Source organism: Stenotrophomonas sp. MMGLT7 (genome assembly GCF_021168555.1).
Classification (GTDB): Bacteria; Pseudomonadota; Gammaproteobacteria; order Xanthomonadales; family Xanthomonadaceae; genus MMGLT7.
Map to the genome: position 1 here is coordinate 179,062 of NZ_JAJOZS010000003.1, position 16,602 is coordinate 195,663.

Below are 16,602 nucleotides of genomic sequence, written 5' to 3' on the forward strand. Positions count from 1 at the left end.
CCTGCAGCGCCGTCACGCCGCGACTGCGGATCCACGGCCGGACCACGCCGCATCCCGCAACCCCGCCGCGGCATTGCCACTGGCCGTAATACGGGCCCCGCACCCCGTGCTTCCCCATCCCCTTCGGCTACCGCGTCTTCCGTGTCAGGCGACCGCAGGCGATGCCATCCACCAGAAGCATTCGTGCGCTTCTCCATCCGCCCGGGGCACGACCGGTTGCATGCCCCTGGCGTGTTCGCATCTATAGCAACCGCACCGGCGGTTGGTGCCCGCGGCGACGGGTAGGCCCGATTCGTTCGGGTAGGCTGCTGGCGGCGGCGCGGGTAGTGGCGACGATCCCGTCGTCCCGATCCGGCGCGCGCGCAGCCGCCATCCGGGAAAGGCACTGGACCAGGCAGACGCCCGTCGAAGCGGAGGGGCGGGTACAGAGCCCGGGCAAGGCTCAATGCGGTTTTCCTTGGGCGCCGGGTTCGCACTGCCGGGGCGGTAAAGCCGGCTGCCAGAGGTGGGGTTACGACCCGAGCCGGGCTGCGCGCCGTAGTAGAGCCGAGCTTGCTCGGCTGAAGCGTTCCCGGCAAATCCCCGGCCGAGCAAGCTCGGCCCTACGGCCAGGATGCATCATCGGAAAGTCGGGACGGGCTTGAGGAAACCGTATCGGGGCAAGGCCCAAGGCGCCCTGGGATGGCAGTCGCGCGCCGCCCTCGTGTCCCGGGTGCGCGGTGCTTACCGGGGCTGCGCCGGTCATGCCGGAAGGACCCGAACCCGCCGTCGCGCGCGAGCGAGCGAGCGCCGCCGCGACGGTCCGGGTTCCGCCAAAGAAAAACCCCGCCTTGCGGCGGGGTCCTTCGTGTTGCTCGCGGTGAAGCGGATGCGGGCCGGATCAGAAATCCATGCCGCCCATGCCGCCCATGCCACCGCCGGCCGGCATCGCCGGCTCGTCCTTCTTCGGCGACTCGGCCACCATCGCTTCGGTGGTGATCATCAGGCCGGCGATCGAGGCCGCGTTCTGCAGCGCCGAGCGGGTGACCTTGGTCGGGTCCAGGATGCCGAACTCGACCATGTCGCCGAACTCGCCGTTGGCGGCGTTGTAGCCGTAGTTGCCCTTGCCGTCCTTGACCTTGTTCAGGATCACCGAAGGCTCCTCGCCGGCGTTGGCGACGATCTCGCGCAGCGGCGACTCCATCGCGCGCAGGGCGATCTGGATGCCGTGGTCCTGGTCCTCGTTGGAACCCTTCAGGTCGCCGACGGCCACCAGCGCACGCACCAGGGCGACGCCGCCGCCCGGGACCACGCCTTCCTCGACCGCCGCACGGGTGGCGTGCAGGGCGTCTTCGACGCGGGCCTTCTTTTCCTTCATCTCGATCTCGGTCGAGGCGCCGACCTTGATCACCGCCACGCCGCCGGCCAGCTTGGCCACGCGCTCCTGCAGCTTCTCGCGGTCGTAGTCCGAGGAGGTCTCCTCGATCTGCGTCTTGATCTGCTTGACGCGCGACTCGATGGCCGAGGTGTCGCCGGCGCCGTCGATGATGGTGGTGTTCTCCTTGGACACCTGCACCTTCTTGGCGCGGCCCAGGTCGGTGATGGTGGCCTTCTCCAGCGACAGGCCCACTTCCTCGGAGACCACGGTGCCGCCGGTCAGCACGGCGATGTCCTCCAGGATGGCCTTGCGGCGGTCGCCGAAGCCCGGCGCCTTGACCGCGGCGACCTTGACGATGCCGCGGATGGTGTTGACCACCAGGGTGGCCAGCGCCTCGCCTTCCACTTCCTCGGCGACGATCAGCAGCGGCTTGCCGGCCTTGGCCACGCCCTCGAGGACGGGCAGCAGGTCACGCACGTTGGAGATCTTCTTGTCGTGGATCAGGATGTAGGGGTCGTCGAACTCGACCTGCTGGCTCTGCTGGTTGTTGATGAAGTACGGCGACAGGTAGCCGCGGTCGAACTGCATGCCCTCGACCACGTCCAGCTCGTTCTCCAGGCCCGAGCCTTCCTCGACGGTGATCACGCCTTCCTTGCCGACCTTCTTCATCGCGTCGGCGATGATGTTGCCGATCGACTCGTCGGAGTTGGCCGAGATGGTGCCGACCTGGGCGATCGCCTTGTCGTCGGTGGTGGGCTTGGAGATCTTCTTCAGCTCGGCGACGGCGGCGATGACCGCCTTGTCGATGCCGCGCTTGAGGTCCATCGGGTTCATGCCGGCGGCCACGGCCTTGGCGCCCTCGCGGATCAGCGCCTGGGCCAGCACGGTGGCGGTGGTGGTGCCGTCGCCGGCGTTGTCGTTGGTCTTGGAAGCCACTTCCTTGACCATCTGCGCGCCCATGTTCTCGAACTTGTCGGCCAGCTCGATCTCCTTGGCGACGGACACGCCGTCCTTGGTGATCGTCGGGGCGCCGAAGCTCTTCTCCAGCACGACGTTGCGGCCCTTCGGGCCCAGGGTGGCCTTGACGGCATTGGCGAGCACGTTCACGCCGCGCACCATGCGCGCGCGGGCGTCTTCACCGAAACGAATATCTTTGGCAGCCATGTGTATGTAACTCCGGGATTCGTGATTGGGGATTGGGGATGGCCGGGAAGCGGGATCCGGGGAAGGTCAGGGATGTCGACGCGGCAGGCGCGTCACCAATCCCGAATCTCCACTCCCGAATCCCGCGATCGGCGGCTTCAGCCGACGATCGCCAGGATGTCGTCTTCGCGCAGCACCTTGTATTCGATGCCGTCGGCCTTGTAGCTGCTGCCGGCGTACTGGCCGTAGATGACCTTGTCGCCCGCCTTGACGGCCGGGGCGCGCACGCTGCCGTTGTCCAGCGACTTGCCGGGACCCACGGCCACGACTTCACCCTTGGTGGACTTTTCCTTGGCCGAGTCCGGGATCACGATGCCGCCGGCGGAGATTTCGTCGGCTTCGATCGGCTTGACAACGACACGGTCGTGAAGCGGCTTGATGCTCATGTAAAGACCTCTGTAAGTTGTTGATTGGTCTGGAAAATACCGGCGATGTTAGCACTCGGCAGCAACGAGTGCCAGCACCGCTCGCGAAAAAACCCGACGGATCGGGACGGACCGAAGATGGGGCTGGGCGGAAGCCTTTCAAGGCCCGGGCAGAAGAATTTCGACCGCGCCCCGCCCGCGCGGCGCCGGCGCGATGCCGGCGGAGCGGCCGGCACGCCTCGATCCGCGGCCACGCTTCGAAAACTGCAACCGGGTTCCATCCGTTGTCATCGGGAACGGCTAGATTCGGCGGCGCAGTCCCCCCGATCACAAGGAGCCGTCGATGAGGTTGCTGTCTTCCCCGCTGTCCCTGGCCTGCCTGCTGGCGTTCGCCGCCGGCCCCGCGCAGGCCGCCGTGTTCATCAATGAACTGCACTACGACGATGCCACCGCCAGTGGCGATACCGGCGAGGCCATCGAGGTCGTCGCCACCGCCGGCGAGAGCCTGTCCGGCTACCGCCTCTATCTGTACAACGGCAGTTCGTCGTCGGCCGCCACGGTCTACGCCAACAGCAGCGTGCCGGCCGGCAGCCTGGCCAGCTGCGGCGGCCAGGTGCGCATCGCCACCGTCAGCTATCCCAGCAACGGCATCCAGAACGGCCCCAGCGACGGCGTGGCGCTGGTGGACGGCAACGGCCAGGTGGTGCAGTTCCTCAGCTACGAAGGTGCGATCACCGCCGGCAGCGGGCCGGCCGCCGGCCTGACCAGCCAGAACCTGCCGGTGAGCGAGAGCAACGGCACCGCCGCCGGGACCTCGCTGCAGCTCACCGGCAGCGGCAGCGCCTACGCCGACTTCGCCTGGGCCGGATCGTCGACGCAGAGCTTCGGCAGCTGCAACGCCGGGCAGAGCTTCGGCGGCGGCAACGGCGGCGGCGCGCCGTCGGTCACCGCCACCGTGCCGACCCAGGGCGCCGGCAACTTCCCCTCCGCCGGCGACCTGTCGGTGAGCTTCAGCGAAACGGTCACGCTCGCCGGCGGCGCATTCGCGCTGAGCTGCGCCAGCTCCGGCGGCGTGCCGCTGAGCCATCCGACCAGCGGCAGCAGCTTCACCCTGTCCACCGATACCGCGCTGGTGGCCGGCGAGAGCTGCACCCTGGACATCGCCGCCGCCGCCATCAGCGACGCCGACGGCAGCCACCCGGCGCAGGACGCCACCATCGCCTTCAGCGTCGCCGGCGGCAGCAGCGGCGCCACCGGCTACTACTCGCAGGTCAACACCTCCAGCCCGAGCCAGCTGCGCTGCTCGCTGCACCAGACCATCAAGGGCCACACCGTGTACCCGTACAGCGGCAGCGGCACCAGCACCTGGACCATCCTGGAGATCGCCGACGAGGACCCGAACGACAGCAGTCGCGTGCTCGACGTCTACCGCAACCGCAGCTACGCCAAGGGCAGCGACCGGGCCGGCACCGGCAGCGGCCTGACCTACAACCGCGAGCACACCTGGCCGAACTCGCTGGGCTTCGGCAGCACCAGCGGCGACAAGGGCCTGCCCTACGCGCCGTACACCGACACCCACATGCTGTACCTGTCCGACACCAACTGGAACTCGGACCGCGGCAACAAGCCCTACGCCAACTGCGACAGCAGCTGCGGCGAACGCGCCACCGAGTCCAACAACGGCGCCGGCGGCGGCAGCGGCGGCTACCCCGGCAACTCCAACTGGGTGCGCTCGCCGGACGGCAACGGCGGCACCTTCCAGGTCTGGAACCCGCGCAAGGGCGACATGGCGCGCGCGGTGATGTACATGGCGATCCGCTACGAGGGCGGCACCGACGCGGCCACCGGCCAGTCCGAACCGGACCTGGAACTCACCGACGACCGCAGCAAGATCGTGCGCACCTCGTCCTCGCCGGCCTACATGGGCCTGCTGTCGACGCTGATCGACTGGCACCTGGCCGACCCGCCGGACGCCGCCGAGCGCGCCCGCAACGAGGTGATCTACAGCTTCCAGGGCAACCGCAACCCGTTCATCGACCACCCGGAATGGGCCACGCCGACGCTGTTCACCTCGGCCAAGCCCGCCAGCTGCCAGCTGGCGCAGTGATCGCGGCGCGTGGCGGCGGGCAGGCTACCCCACGCGCACCACCGGCTTGCCCGCCGGCCGCGGCCCGGCCAGCGCGGCAAATGCCCTGTCCGCCTGTCCGAATTCGAACTGCTCGCCGACCAGTGGCACGATCCGGTAGCGCTCCAGATCGGCCAGCAGGCCGATGAAGTCAGCCCGGCTTCCCGCACTGATGCCGAACAGGGCGATCTGCCGGGCCAGCATCGGCCCGATCAGGTCACCGCTCAGGACGGGGCTGTCCAGGAAGCCGACGACGGCGACACGGCCGTTGTCGGCCACCGCGCCGAGCAGGTCCAGCAGCCCCTGGCCGCCGACCACCTCGACCACCCCATCCACGCCGTGCCCGCCGGTACAGGCACGGATCGCCGCGGCCATGTCCCCGCAGGCGCGATAGTCGATCACCGCGTGCGCGCCCATCCGCCGCAGCAGCGCGGCCTTGGCCGTCCCGCCGGTGGTGGCGATCACCTCGCAGCCTGCCGCCACCGCCAGTTGCAGTGCCATCAGCGACACGCTGCCAGTGCCCTGCACCAGCAGGCGCTCACCCGGCCGCAGCGCCAGCCGCCGCAACGCGGTCCACGCGGTCAGCGCGGAAGCCGGCAAGGTGGCGGCCTGGGCATCGTCCAGGTCGGCCGGAGCCGGCACCACCGCGTGCTGCGGCAGCACGATCCACTGCGCCAGCCAGCCCGGTCGCTGCCCGCCCAGCTTGCTGGCGTGATAGGCGGAACGGAACGGGCCGTCGCACCAGTCGCTGGCGTAAACGCCCAGGATCCGCTGGCCCGGCGCCAGCGCATCGACGCCGGCGCCCACCGCCTCGACCGTGCCGACGCCATCGGACACCGGGATGTAGGGCCGCGGCAGTTGCGGCAGGTAGCGGCCGGCGACCAGGGCGTAGTCGCGATAGTTGAGCGAGACCGCGCGCACCCGTAGCAGCACCTCGCCCGGTCCCGGCACGGGATCGGGCAGGCGCACGCGGCGCAGGGTATCCAGGCCATGGCCCTGCACTTGGTAGGCATCCATCGGGAGACATCCATCGTGCGAAGGGATGCCCAAACTACTGTTGAAAACCCGGCATAAAAACCACCATCATGGCAATTCATCAATGAGCCATGATCAATAGTGTCAAGCAGCCGCTACGCCGAACTGGAAGCCTTCCAGGCCATCCTCCACCACGGCAGCTTCACCGCCGCCGCCAGCGCGCTCGGGGTGACGCCCGGCGCGATCACCCGGCGCATCGGCGCGCTGGAGGCCAGCCTCGGCGTCAAGCTGCTCAACCGCACCACCCGGCGCCTGAGCCTGACCGAACCCGGGCGCCACTACTATGCGGAAATCGCGCCGGCGCTGGCGCAACTGGAAGCGGCGGCCGAGCGGACCCGTGCGCTGTCCACGCAGCCGCAGGGCGAACTGCGGGTTTCGCTGCCGATGAACTTCGGCCGCCTCCACGTGATGCCGCACCTGCCGGATTTCCTGCAGCGCTGGCCACGGATCACCGTGGACGCGCAGTTCGAAGACCGCTACGTGGACGTGATCGGAGAGGGCTACGACCTGGCGGTACGGATCGGCGCGTTGCAGGATTCGCGACTGGTCGCGCACCGGCTCGCCGACACGCGCCGGATCCTGGTCGCCGCCCCCGGCTACCTCGCCGCCCGCGGCACGCCGCGCCTGCCGGGCGAGCTGGTGGCGCACGACTGCCTGCACTACACCCTGTTCCGCGACACCGCGACCTGGGAGTTCCACCGCGGCCGCGAGCGCCAGCGCATCGCAGTGCGCGGACCGCTCAAGAGCAACTACGGCGAGCCGCTGGTGGGAGCCGCGGTACGCGGCCTGGGCATCGTGCAGACGGCGACCTTCGCGGTGGCGCAGGAACTGGCCGACGGACGCCTATGCGAGATCCTGGCCGACTGGAGCCTGGTGCCGATCGCGATCCACGCGGTCTATCCCGACCGCGACTACCGGCCACGCAAGGTCGATGCCTTCCTCGCGTTCCTGCACGAACGCCTTGGCCAGGCCAGCTGAAGGGCACTGCGGACCTTGCCTCCCCGATGTGCCAAGGCCGTGCCCGCCCGACTCGAACTCCGCCGTATCCCAGGCCGCAATGCGCAGGGGCCGCGTTGTGGTGCCACCGAGAGGAAATGTCCCCACCCGGCCGAGATCCCGCCCCGGTTCTCTATACTGCGGCCATGACCCCCGCCCCCGTGTTCGTAGTGCTGTGCACCTGCCCCGATGCCGGCAGCGCCGACGCCATCGCCCGGGCGCTGGTCGAGTCGCGCCTGGCCGCCTGCGTGACGCGCATCGCCGGCGCGGTCTCCAGCTACCGCTGGCAGGGCGAGGTGGAGCAGGCCGAGGAGGTCCAGCTGCTGGTCAAGACCGCGCACGCGCCGCTGCAGGCGGTGATCGCGCGGCTGCAGGAGTTGCACCCGTACGAACTGCCGGAGATCGTCGCGGTCCAAGCCGACGCTGGCCTGCCCGCCTACCTGGACTGGGTACGCGCCGAAACCTCCGAGGAAGTCTGACCAGATGACGTTGTTCCGCCGCATCGCCGCGCTGCTGCTCCTGGCGCTGGCCGCCCCGCCCGTGCTGGCCATCAGCGAGGCCGACCTGCTGCCGGTCGACCAGGCCTTCCAGCTGCAGGCCCATGCCGTCGGCCGCGACCGCATCGAGCTGAACTGGAAGATCGCGCCCGGCTACTACCTGTACCGCCATCGCACCAGTGCCACCGCCTCCGCGGGTTTCCACGCCCAGGCCCTGGCGATGCCGGCGGGCGAGAAGAAGCACGACGCGTTCTTCGGCGACGTGGAGACCTACCACGGCCGCCTGCTGGCGGCCCTGCCCGGCGCGCCCGAGGCCGGCCTGGACACGGTGGCGCTGGAAGTGCGCTACCAGGGCTGCGCCGACGCCGGGGTGTGCTACCCGCCGCAGAAGCGCACGCTGCAGGTGCGGCTGCCGGCGGCCGGCGGCGGCGACCCCGGCAGCGATGCCGCCCCGCCCGCCACCGGCTTCAACCCGCTGGCGGCGCCCCGGCGCCCCGGGTTCGCCCTGCCCGGCACCGACGCGGCGGCCACCGACGCGCTGCCGCTGCCGTCCGAGCAGGCCTTCGCCTTCGAGGCCATCGTCGGCGACGGCAACACCCTGCTGCTGCGCTTCACCCCGGCGCCGGGCTACTACCTGTACCGCGACCGCACCTCGTTCACGATCGAGGGCAGCGCCGGCATCCGCCCGGGCCTGGCGCGGTGGCCGCAGGGCACCTCGCACCGCGACGAGCATTTCGGCAACGTGGTGGTGTACTTCGACCAGGCCGAGGTGACGCTGCCGCTGCAGCGCTCGCGCGCCGACGCGGTCCAGGCCACGCTGGTCACCACCTTCCAGGGCTGCCAGACCGACGGCATCTGCTATCCGCCGATGACCCGCCGGGTGAAGCTGTCGATCCCGGCCGGCCATGTCACCCCGAGCGAGCAGGCGGCGGTGGTGCCGTTGCTGATCCCGCCGCTGGGCGACGCCGCGGCGGCGGCCGACGACACCGCCGCGGCCGACGTGCCGCCGCTGCCGCCCGCCGCGGCCGTGCCGGCACCGGACGCCTCGGCCGGCAATGCCGGCCGCAGCCAGCCACCGGCCAAGGTGCAGCCGTTGCTGGCGGCGCTGCTGCTGGCGCTGCTCGGCGGGCTGGTGCTGAACCTGATGCCGTGCGTGCTGCCGATCCTGTCGCTGAAGGTGCTGGGCCTGGCGCAGAGCGGCGAGAGCCGCGAGCGCGCGCGCAGCCACGCCATCTGGTACACGCTCGGCGTGCTGGTGGCGTTCGCCGCCATCGGCGCGCTGGTGATCGCGCTGCGCGCGGCCGGGCAGGCGGCGGGCTGGGGCTTCCAGCTGCAGCAGCCGTGGTTCGTCGCGGCGCTGGTGTACCTGATGTTCGCCGTCGGCCTGAGCCTGTCGGGCGTGTTCATGTTCACCCTGGGCAGCCGCCTGGGCGGGCTGGGGCAGATGCTGGCCTCGCGGCGCGGCCTGGCCGGCGACTTCCTCACCGGCGCGCTGGCCTGCGTGGTCGCCAGCCCGTGCATCGCCCCGTTCATGGGGCCGGCCCTGGCCTACGCCTTCACCGCGCCGCCGCTGCTGGCGATGCTGGTGTTCCTGGCCCTGGGGCTGGGACTGGCGCTGCCGTTCCTGCTGGTCGGCTTCGTGCCGGGCCTGGCCCGGCGCCTGCCCAGGCCCGGGGCGTGGATGGAGACGCTCAAGCAGGTGCTGGCGTTCCCGATGTACCTGACCGCGACGTGGCTGCTGTGGGTGCTGGGCAAGCAGCGCGGCGTGGACGCGCTGGGGCTGGTGCTGGTCGGGCTGCCGCTGTTCGCGCTGGGACTGTGGTGGTTCGAGCGCAGCCGCTGGCAGAGCCGGCGGCTGGGCATGGCGCTGGGCGCGGCGCTGGCGCTGCTGGCGCTGGCGCCGGTGTGGGGCGTTACCCGCCTGCACCCGCCGGCGGCCGGCAACGAACGCAGCGAGGGCGCGGTGGCGTATTCGCCGCAGCTGCTCGACCGCCTGCGCGCCGACGACCGCGTGGTGTTCGTCAACATGACCGCCGACTGGTGCGTGACCTGCAAGGCCAACGAGCGCAACGTGCTGGGCCGGGCCGCCTTCCGCGATGCGCTCAAGCAGGTGGACGCGGTGTACATGCAGGGCGACTGGACCAACGTCGACCCGCGGATCAGCGCCTTCCTGGAGGAGCACAAGGCAGTCGGCGTGCCGCTGTACGTGGTCTACGGGCCCGGTTCGCCGCCGCGGGTGCTGCCGACGGTGCTGACCCAGGCCATCGTCGAGGACGCCCTGCTTCGCGCCGGCGGCTGAGGGCGGAGGCGACGCAGGAACGCCGTGAAGGTCCCGCAGGAGCCCGTGGGAGCGCCTGCAGGAGCGTCCGTAGGAGCGACTTCAGTCGCGATGGGGCTTTACCGGTAACGCCCCATCGCGACTGAAGTCGCTCCTACCGTTCGTTGCCGCACGCGGCGCCATGGCCGCAGCGCGCACGGAGCGCCATGACCCTAGCGTTGCGCGCGCAGAATCAAACGACCATTTAAAACAGCGCAAACTTCGCCTATCTGGACAGTATCGCGGCCATCGCGCAGACTGCCGCCCTTTCCGCACCGTTTCCACGCATGGCACAGCCGCTGGCACCGCGACGCCCCGAACGCATTCCGCACCCTCGCGGAACGCGCGCGGCGTGCCGCGCCCGCGCACCGTGGCCCGTCGCCGAGGACCGTGCCGATGCCGGATGCTGCCGGCACCGCTTCCCCATCTCCCCCTGACCGGCGGCCGTCGCCCGGCGACGGCGCCCAGACGCTACCCAAGAGGCCTTTATGGATCTGCGCAAAATCAAGAAACTGATCGACCTGCTCGAAGAGTCGAACCTGGCAGAGATCGAGATCAAGGAGGGCGAGGAAAGCGTGCGCCTGGCGCGGGTGCCGCAAGGCGGCGTGGTCGCCGCCGCACCGGCGGTGGCGCAGGCCGCGCCGGCCCCGGCGATGGCGATGAGCTCGCCCACCGAGGCTTCCACCGGCGGCACCGCCAAGCCGGCCAGCGCCCTGCCCGAGGGCCACGTGCTGCGCGCACCGATGGTCGGCACGTTCTATGCCTCGCCGGCGCCGGACAAGCCGCCGTTCGTCAACATCGGCCAGGCGGTCAAGGCCGGCGAGACGCTGGCGATCATCGAGGCGATGAAGATGTTCAACCCGATCGAGGCCGACGTGTCCGGCACCATCGTGGCGGTCCTGGGCGAGAGCGGCCAGCCGGTCGAGTTCGACCAGCCGCTGTTCGTTATCGGCTGAAAGCCGGGAATCGGGAATGGAGAATCGGGAATCGTCCAAGCGCCCCCATGAACGTCTGGACGCTTGGCAGGACTCGATGGATCTGGTCGAGAGGGTGTATGCCCTTTCCGCGACGTTCCCCGACGCCGAACGGTTCGGCCTCACCTCACAGGTCAGGCGCTCGGCGGTGAGCATTCCATCCAACATCGCCGAAGGTGCGGCACGCCGCTCCACTCCCGACTACCTGCGGTTCCTGTCGATCGCACGCGGTTCCCTGGCCGAACTGGACACGCAGATGAAGATCGCCGAAAGGCTTGGCTACACCAGATCGAACGGAGCGCTTGCCGACCAGTTCGACCTGGTCTTCGCCAAGCTCACCGCATTGATGAACGCGCTGCAGAAACGAGGATCGCAATAGTGCCCGCTTCTTCCCATTCTCCATTCTCGATTCCCTATTCCCATGCTCGATAAAGTCGTCATAGCCAACCGCGGCGAGATCGCGCTGCGCATCCTGCGCGCCTGCCATACCCTGGGCATCCGCACCGTGGCGGTGCATTCCACCGTCGACCGCAACCTCAAGCACGTGGCCATGGCCGACGAGTCGGTGTGCATCGGCCCGGCGCCGTCCTCGGACAGCTACCTCAACATCCCGGCGCTGATCGCCGCGGCCGAGGTCACCGATGCCCAGGCCATCCATCCCGGCTACGGCTTCCTGTCCGAGAACGCCGACTTCGCCGAGCAGGTGGAGCAGTCCGGCTTCATCTTCATCGGGCCCAAGGCCGACACCATCCGCCTGATGGGCGACAAGGTCGAGGCGATCCGCGCGATGAAGGCCGCCGGGGTGCCGTGCGTGCCCGGCTCGGGCGGCCCGCTGGGCGAGGACCAGGCCACCAACGTCAAGCTGGCGCGCGAGATCGGCTACCCGGTCATCATCAAGGCCGCCGGCGGCGGCGGCGGCCGCGGCATGCGCGAGGTGCACACCGAGGGCGCGCTGAGCAACGCCATCGCCACCACCAAGGCCGAGGCCAAGGCGGCGTTCGGCAACGACCAGGTGTACATGGAGAAGTTCCTGCAGAACCCGCGCCACGTGGAGATCCAGGTGCTGGCCGACGGCCAGGGCAACGCCATCCACCTGGGCGAGCGCGACTGCTCGATGCAGCGCCGCCACCAGAAGGTGGTGGAGGAAGCGCCGGCGCCGGGCATCACCGCCGAGCAGCGCGCCGAGATCGGCAAGGTCTGCGTGGACGCGTGCATCCGCATCGGCTACCGCGGCGCCGGCACCTTCGAGTTCCTGTACGAGAACGGGCGCTTCTACTTCATCGAGATGAACACCCGCATCCAGGTGGAGCATCCGGTGACCGAGCGCATCACCGGCATCGACCTGGTGTGCGAGCAGCTGCGCATCGCCGCCGGTCGCAAGCTGACGCTCAAGCAGAGCGACATCGTCCCGCGCGGGCACGCCATCGAGTGCCGCATCAACGCCGAGGACCCGGAGAACTTCATGCCCAACCCGGGCCTGATCACCGCGTTCCACCCGCCCGGCGGCCCCGGCGTGCGCGTGGACACGCACATCTACAGCGGCTACAAGGTGCCGCCGAACTACGACTCGATGATCGGCAAGCTGATCGTGCACGGCCCCGACCGCGACACCGCGATCGCGCGCATGCGCGTGGCGCTGAGCGAGATGGTGGTCGAGGGCATCAAGACCAACATCCCGCTGCAGCAGCGGATCATGCGCGACAAGGGCTTCCAGGCCGGCGGGCAGAACATCCACTACCTGGAAAAGCGCCTGGCCGAACGCAAGAACAAGTCGATCGCGCTGGTGTGAGCGGCGCCGCTTCGGCCACGAAAAAAGGCGGGATGATCCCGCCTTTTTTCGTGGCTGCAGGGGCAAGCCGCCGCGCACCGCGCGGCGGCGCCGCCCCGCCGTGCTAGCGCTCGCTGGCCGGCTGCAGCTCGGCCACCGGCTCCACGCCCAGCGAGGAGGTCGGGTTGACGATGCGCAGGGTCTCGACCGAGCCGTCGGGCCAGACGATCTGGAAGGTCGAGCCCGGCGCCAGCGTCGAGAACGGCACCCCGCTCTGCGCGCGCAGCACCGCCGCGGCCTGGCTGGCGCCGGCACTGCGCACGTCGGCGCTGGCATGCACCGTGGCCTGCTTCACCTTGGACAGGTTGCGCAGCGGGTCCTGCGAGGTATCGATCAACAGCACGTGCGCCGCGGTCGCCGTGTAGGCGACGAAAAGCAGCACCCAGAACCAGAATTTGGCCCCGTGCAACAAGCGCCGGTAGTTCATGAGCGTTCTCCGGTTTGTTCGATCAGCTGGCTCACCATGTTTTCCATTGTGCTGGCACCTTGCCGCGGCACCGCGGCGTCGAATACGAAAGCGTAGAAATCCTGGGTCGGGTCCTGCGAGCAGATGCCGCCGTTGGCGCAGTAGTTGGTCATCAGCACGCTGTCCGGCCCGCAGGCCAGCCCCAGCCGGCACGCGGCCAGTTGCCAGGCCAGCTCGGCCATCGCGGAACCGGCCACCAGGCCTTCGTAGGCGTCGTCGCCGCTGGCGGCCAGCCCCATCGCCGGCGACAGCGCCAGGAAGGCCTCCGGGTCGCGCGACACCAGCACGCGCTCGACCAGGCCGCGCCGGTACTGCGCCGAGGCCTGCAACGGCTGGCCCTGCGCCAGCAATGCCGCCTCGGCGGCTATGCTGCCGGCCTCGGCGGCCTGGCGCCGCTGCTCGGCGATCGCCGCCCGGGTCAGGCCGTCGCGCGGCAGGAAGCCGGCGCAGCGCGCCAGCACCCGCTGCCGCGCCGTGGACATCGCGGCCGCTCCCTGCAACTGCAGCTGCCCCAGCGCATCGCTGTCGGCGGCATAGGCGGCCGGGTCCATGGCATAGCCGGCGCAGTAGTCGTAGACGCGGCTGACCATCCAGCGCGCGTCCTGGTCGCCCGCCGCGGCCGGCGCGGCCAGCGTCTGCAGATAGCGGTACAGGTCCGGTTCGCGCTCGAAGCCGCTGCGCGGGTCCAGCGGCAACCCGGACGCCACCGCGGTGGAGCGCAGCCGTTCGCGCTGGAGCTGCAGCGGCCAGCGCTCGGCCGGGGTGTGCGTCGCCGCCTCGGCGGACGCCTCGGCAACGGCCGGCCGCGAGGACGCCGAGGATTCGGCGTGCCGCCACCACGCCACGGCGACCGCCAGAACCGGCAGCAACAGCAACCACAGCGTGCGGGGTTGGACCTGGGTCATGGCGAGGGCGTCATGAGTCGCAAGCACGGCAGTTTACCCCAGCCCTTGCGGGGCCCTGTTCAGGCGGCGCGGTGCGCCGCGGGATTGGGGATTGGGGATTGGGGATTGGCGGGTGGCGAGCGTGGTGCGGCCGCCTGGTCTACGATGCACGCCCCCGACGAACGCCGCGCACCGATGCCGTACCTCGAACTGTCCCTGCATTGCTCCGAATCCACCCAGCCCCGCTACGAGAACGCGCTGGAGGATGTCGGCGCGCTGTCGGTCACCCTGCTCGACGCCGATGCCGACACCAGCAACGAGCGCGCGATCCTGGAGCCGGGCGTGGGCGAGACGCCGCTGTGGAACACGCTGGTGCTGACCGCGCTGTTCCCGGGCGACGCCAATGCGCTGGCGCTGCTGGCGGCGCTGGAGGCGTTCGACCCGGAGCTGCAATGGAGCGGCGCGCAGTTCCGCCAGGTCGAGGACCAGGACTGGGAGCGGGCGTGGATCGACCAGTTCGAGCCGATGCGCTTCGGCAGCCGCACCTTCATCGTGCCGTGGAACCAGGACATCCCCGAGGAGGCGCGCTTTGCCGGCGCCGCCATCGTGCGGCTGGACCCGGGGCTGGCGTTCGGCTCGGGCACCCATCCCACCACCTCGCTGTGCCTGCACTGGCTCGACGGCCTGGCCGAACGCGGCCGGCTCGACGGCGCGCGCGTGCTCGACTTCGGCTGCGGCTCGGGGATCCTGGCGCTGGCCGCGCTCAAGCTCGGCGCCTCCGCGGCGGTGGGCGTGGACAACGACCCGCAGGCACTGCTGGCCAGCGCCGACAACGCCGGGCGCAACGGCGTCGGCGCGCAGCTGTCGGTCTACCTGCCGCCCGACGAGCCGGTGCAGACCTATCCGGTCGTGGTCGCCAACATCCTGGCCTCGGCGCTGGACGCGCTGGCCGACACCCTCGCCTCGCGGGTCGCGCCCGGCGGCAGCATCGCCCTGTCGGGCATCCTGCACGGCCAGGAGGACGAACTGCTGGCGCGCTATGCGCCGTGGTTCGAGCAGCTGGCCTGCGAGCGCGACGGCGACTGGATGCGCATCGACGGCGTGCGCCGCGGCTGATCGCCGCTCCCGCGACCGCGCCGGGGCGCGTGGTCGCGGACGAATCCAGGCCGGCCGGCCCCGTTGCGGCCAGGCCAGTATCGATGTCTTTCATCCTGATGAAAGCCATACGAACCCATCCCACACGCGTGTGACGCTATATCTCGCCCCCGTTTCTTCCTGCCGGGTGGCCAGTGAGCAAGCTGTACGAACGCATTCGCGAGGCGCGCCGCCTTACCGGCCTGACGCAGGAAGTACTGGCCGGGGAACTGGGCGTGACGCGCAGCGCGGTCGCGCAGTGGGAGATGGCCGACGGCACCGCGCCGTCGGTGGAGAACCTGATCGGCCTGGCCCAGCGCAGCGGCCTGCATTTCGAGTACCTGGCCACCGGCCGCGGCGAGCGCGTGCTCGGCCCGCCCGCCTCGACGATCGCCGAACCGCCGGCCGACTACCAGCCGTTGAGCGAGCAGCAGCGGCTGCTGCTCGACCGCTTCGAGGCGCTGGCGCCGCGCCAGCGCAGCGCCCTGCTGGAGCTGTTGAACGACAGCCGCCAGCGGCGCCGTTGAGGCATCGGCCCGACCTGCCTCGTCGGTCTGGATCGGGCATTCCCCCCACGCTTGATCGAGCGCAGCGCGACGGCGCGAAGCGATGCCGGACAATGCGCGCCGTGGCGTGGCCGCTCGGCCACGGCCGCAGGCAGGACCGCCGGTGCCGCCGCAGGCTTTCGTGGCGCGGCCAGCCACCGGCATGGGACGAACGATCACCGACCGAGGAGCGGGGCATGGAGTGCAGGGGTTTCCTGTTCGATCTGGATGGAACGCTGGTCGACTCGCTGGCGGTGGTCGAACGGGCGTGGGCGGACTGGGCGCGGCGGCGCGGCATCGATCCGGCCGAGGTGCTGGCGTTCGTCCATGGCAAGCAGGCGGTCACCTCGCTGCGGCACTTCATGCCGGGCGCGGGCGAGGAGGACATCCGCCGGGAATTCGAGGGGCTGGAGACGGCCGAGGCGCGGGACACGCACGGCGTGGTGGCGATGCCCGGCGCGCTGGCCCTGCTGCAGCGGCTGGAGCGGCTGTCCATCCCATGGGCGATCGTGACCTCGGGCACGGTGCCCATCGCCCATGCGCGCCATCGCGCCGCGCGGTTGCCGCGGCCTGCGGTGTTCATCACCGCCGAACAGGTGGCCAGGGGCAAGCCGGCGCCGGACGCCTATCTGCTCGGTGCCCGGCGCCTGGGCCTGCCGCCGGCGCAATGCGTGGTGGTGGAGGATGCCGCGGCGGGCATCCGTTCCGGCCTGGCGGCCGGCTGCCGGGTGATCGCGGTCAACACCCCGGCCGATACGCCGGAGCTGGCGCGGGTCGATGGAGTGCTGCACTCGCTGGCGCAGATCGATGTCGGCTCGAACGGGCGCGGCGCGATCGTCTCTGTCGCCTGAGCCCGAGCCGGCCGTCCCGGCAAGT

Annotated in this window: 15 protein-coding genes; 10 read left to right on the forward strand and 5 right to left on the reverse strand. The window is 70.5% G+C overall.

The features are described from left to right. Nucleotides 1-880 precede the first annotated feature (880 nt). The gene (groL, locus tag LRX76_RS05530; protein ID WP_231802906.1) at nt 881-2,521 is read right to left on the reverse strand and encodes a chaperonin GroEL; all 1,641 of its coding nucleotides are present in this window, start codon (nt 2,519-2,521) and stop codon (nt 881-883) included. Nucleotides 2,522-2,658: 137 nt separating this feature from the next. Further along, nucleotides 2,659-2,946 (reverse strand): co-chaperone GroES, encoded by a 288-nt coding sequence (locus LRX76_RS05535; RefSeq protein WP_231802908.1) that lies wholly within the window; start codon nt 2,944-2,946, stop codon nt 2,659-2,661. 322 nt (nt 2,947-3,268) lie between these two features. On the opposite strand from LRX76_RS05535, the gene LRX76_RS05540 reads away from it, so the two are divergent. Continuing rightward, nucleotides 3,269-5,032: an endonuclease gene (locus LRX76_RS05540; protein ID WP_231802910.1), complete on the forward strand. Its 1,764-nt coding sequence runs from the start codon at nt 3,269-3,271 to the stop codon at nt 5,030-5,032. Between the two features lie 24 nt (nt 5,033-5,056). On the opposite strand, the gene LRX76_RS05545 is transcribed toward LRX76_RS05540, so the two are convergent. After that, the gene (locus LRX76_RS05545) at nt 5,057-6,067 is read right to left on the reverse strand and encodes an NAD(P)-dependent alcohol dehydrogenase (protein WP_231802912.1); all 1,011 of its coding nucleotides are present in this window, start codon (nt 6,065-6,067) and stop codon (nt 5,057-5,059) included. 99 nt (nt 6,068-6,166) lie between these two features. On the opposite strand from LRX76_RS05545, the gene LRX76_RS05550 reads away from it, so the two are divergent. The 6 genes from LRX76_RS05550 to accC all read left to right on the forward strand — a co-directional run bounded on the left by LRX76_RS05550 (nt 6,167) and on the right by accC (nt 12,658). Next, entirely contained in the window at nt 6,167-7,063 is an 897-nt protein-coding gene (locus LRX76_RS05550; RefSeq protein WP_231802914.1) for a LysR family transcriptional regulator, read from the forward strand. A gap of 164 nt (nt 7,064-7,227) precedes the next feature. Then, nucleotides 7,228-7,560 (forward strand): divalent-cation tolerance protein CutA, encoded by a 333-nt coding sequence (cutA, locus tag LRX76_RS05555; protein WP_231802916.1) that lies wholly within the window; start codon nt 7,228-7,230, stop codon nt 7,558-7,560. Between the two features lie 4 nt (nt 7,561-7,564). Then, on the forward strand, nt 7,565-9,877 hold the full coding sequence (locus tag LRX76_RS05560) for a protein-disulfide reductase DsbD (RefSeq protein ID WP_231802918.1): 2,313 nt from the start codon (nt 7,565-7,567) through the stop codon (nt 9,875-9,877). Between the two features lie 506 nt (nt 9,878-10,383). Next, on the forward strand, nt 10,384-10,851 hold the full coding sequence (gene accB, locus LRX76_RS05565; protein WP_231802920.1) for an acetyl-CoA carboxylase biotin carboxyl carrier protein: 468 nt from the start codon (nt 10,384-10,386) through the stop codon (nt 10,849-10,851). Nucleotides 10,852-10,867: 16 nt separating this feature from the next. Then, on the forward strand, nt 10,868-11,248 hold the full coding sequence (locus LRX76_RS05570) for a four helix bundle protein (protein WP_231802922.1): 381 nt from the start codon (nt 10,868-10,870) through the stop codon (nt 11,246-11,248). Between the two features lie 42 nt (nt 11,249-11,290). Continuing rightward, nucleotides 11,291-12,658, forward strand: coding sequence for an acetyl-CoA carboxylase biotin carboxylase subunit (gene accC / locus LRX76_RS05575; protein WP_231802924.1), 1,368 nt, complete (start codon nt 11,291-11,293; stop codon nt 12,656-12,658). A gap of 103 nt (nt 12,659-12,761) precedes the next feature. Here the strand turns inward: accC and LRX76_RS05580 are convergent, their stop codons facing one another. Both LRX76_RS05580 and LRX76_RS05585 read right to left on the reverse strand, forming a co-directional pair. Continuing rightward, a complete protein-coding gene (locus LRX76_RS05580) occupies nt 12,762-13,124 on the reverse strand; it encodes a hypothetical protein (protein WP_231802926.1) in 363 nt (120 codons plus the stop codon). Then, on the reverse strand, nt 13,121-14,068 hold the full coding sequence (locus LRX76_RS05585) for a hypothetical protein (RefSeq protein ID WP_231802928.1): 948 nt from the start codon (nt 14,066-14,068) through the stop codon (nt 13,121-13,123). The genes LRX76_RS05580 and LRX76_RS05585 overlap by 4 nt, the downstream gene beginning before the upstream one ends. Nucleotides 14,069-14,242: 174 nt before the next feature. Here LRX76_RS05585 and prmA point away from each other — a divergent pair, with 174 nt between their 5' ends. The 3 genes from prmA (at nt 14,243) to LRX76_RS05600 (ending at nt 16,577) form a co-directional block, all read left to right on the forward strand. Next, entirely contained in the window at nt 14,243-15,163 is a 921-nt protein-coding gene (prmA, locus tag LRX76_RS05590) for a 50S ribosomal protein L11 methyltransferase (RefSeq protein ID WP_231802930.1), read from the forward strand. 173 nt (nt 15,164-15,336) lie between these two features. Then, a complete protein-coding gene (locus LRX76_RS05595; protein ID WP_231802932.1) occupies nt 15,337-15,708 on the forward strand; it encodes a helix-turn-helix transcriptional regulator in 372 nt (123 codons plus the stop codon). A 215-nt stretch (nt 15,709-15,923) separates the two neighbouring features. Further along, nucleotides 15,924-16,577: a sugar phosphatase gene (locus LRX76_RS05600; protein WP_231802934.1), complete on the forward strand. Its 654-nt coding sequence runs from the start codon at nt 15,924-15,926 to the stop codon at nt 16,575-16,577. Nucleotides 16,578-16,602: the final 25 nt, after the last annotated feature.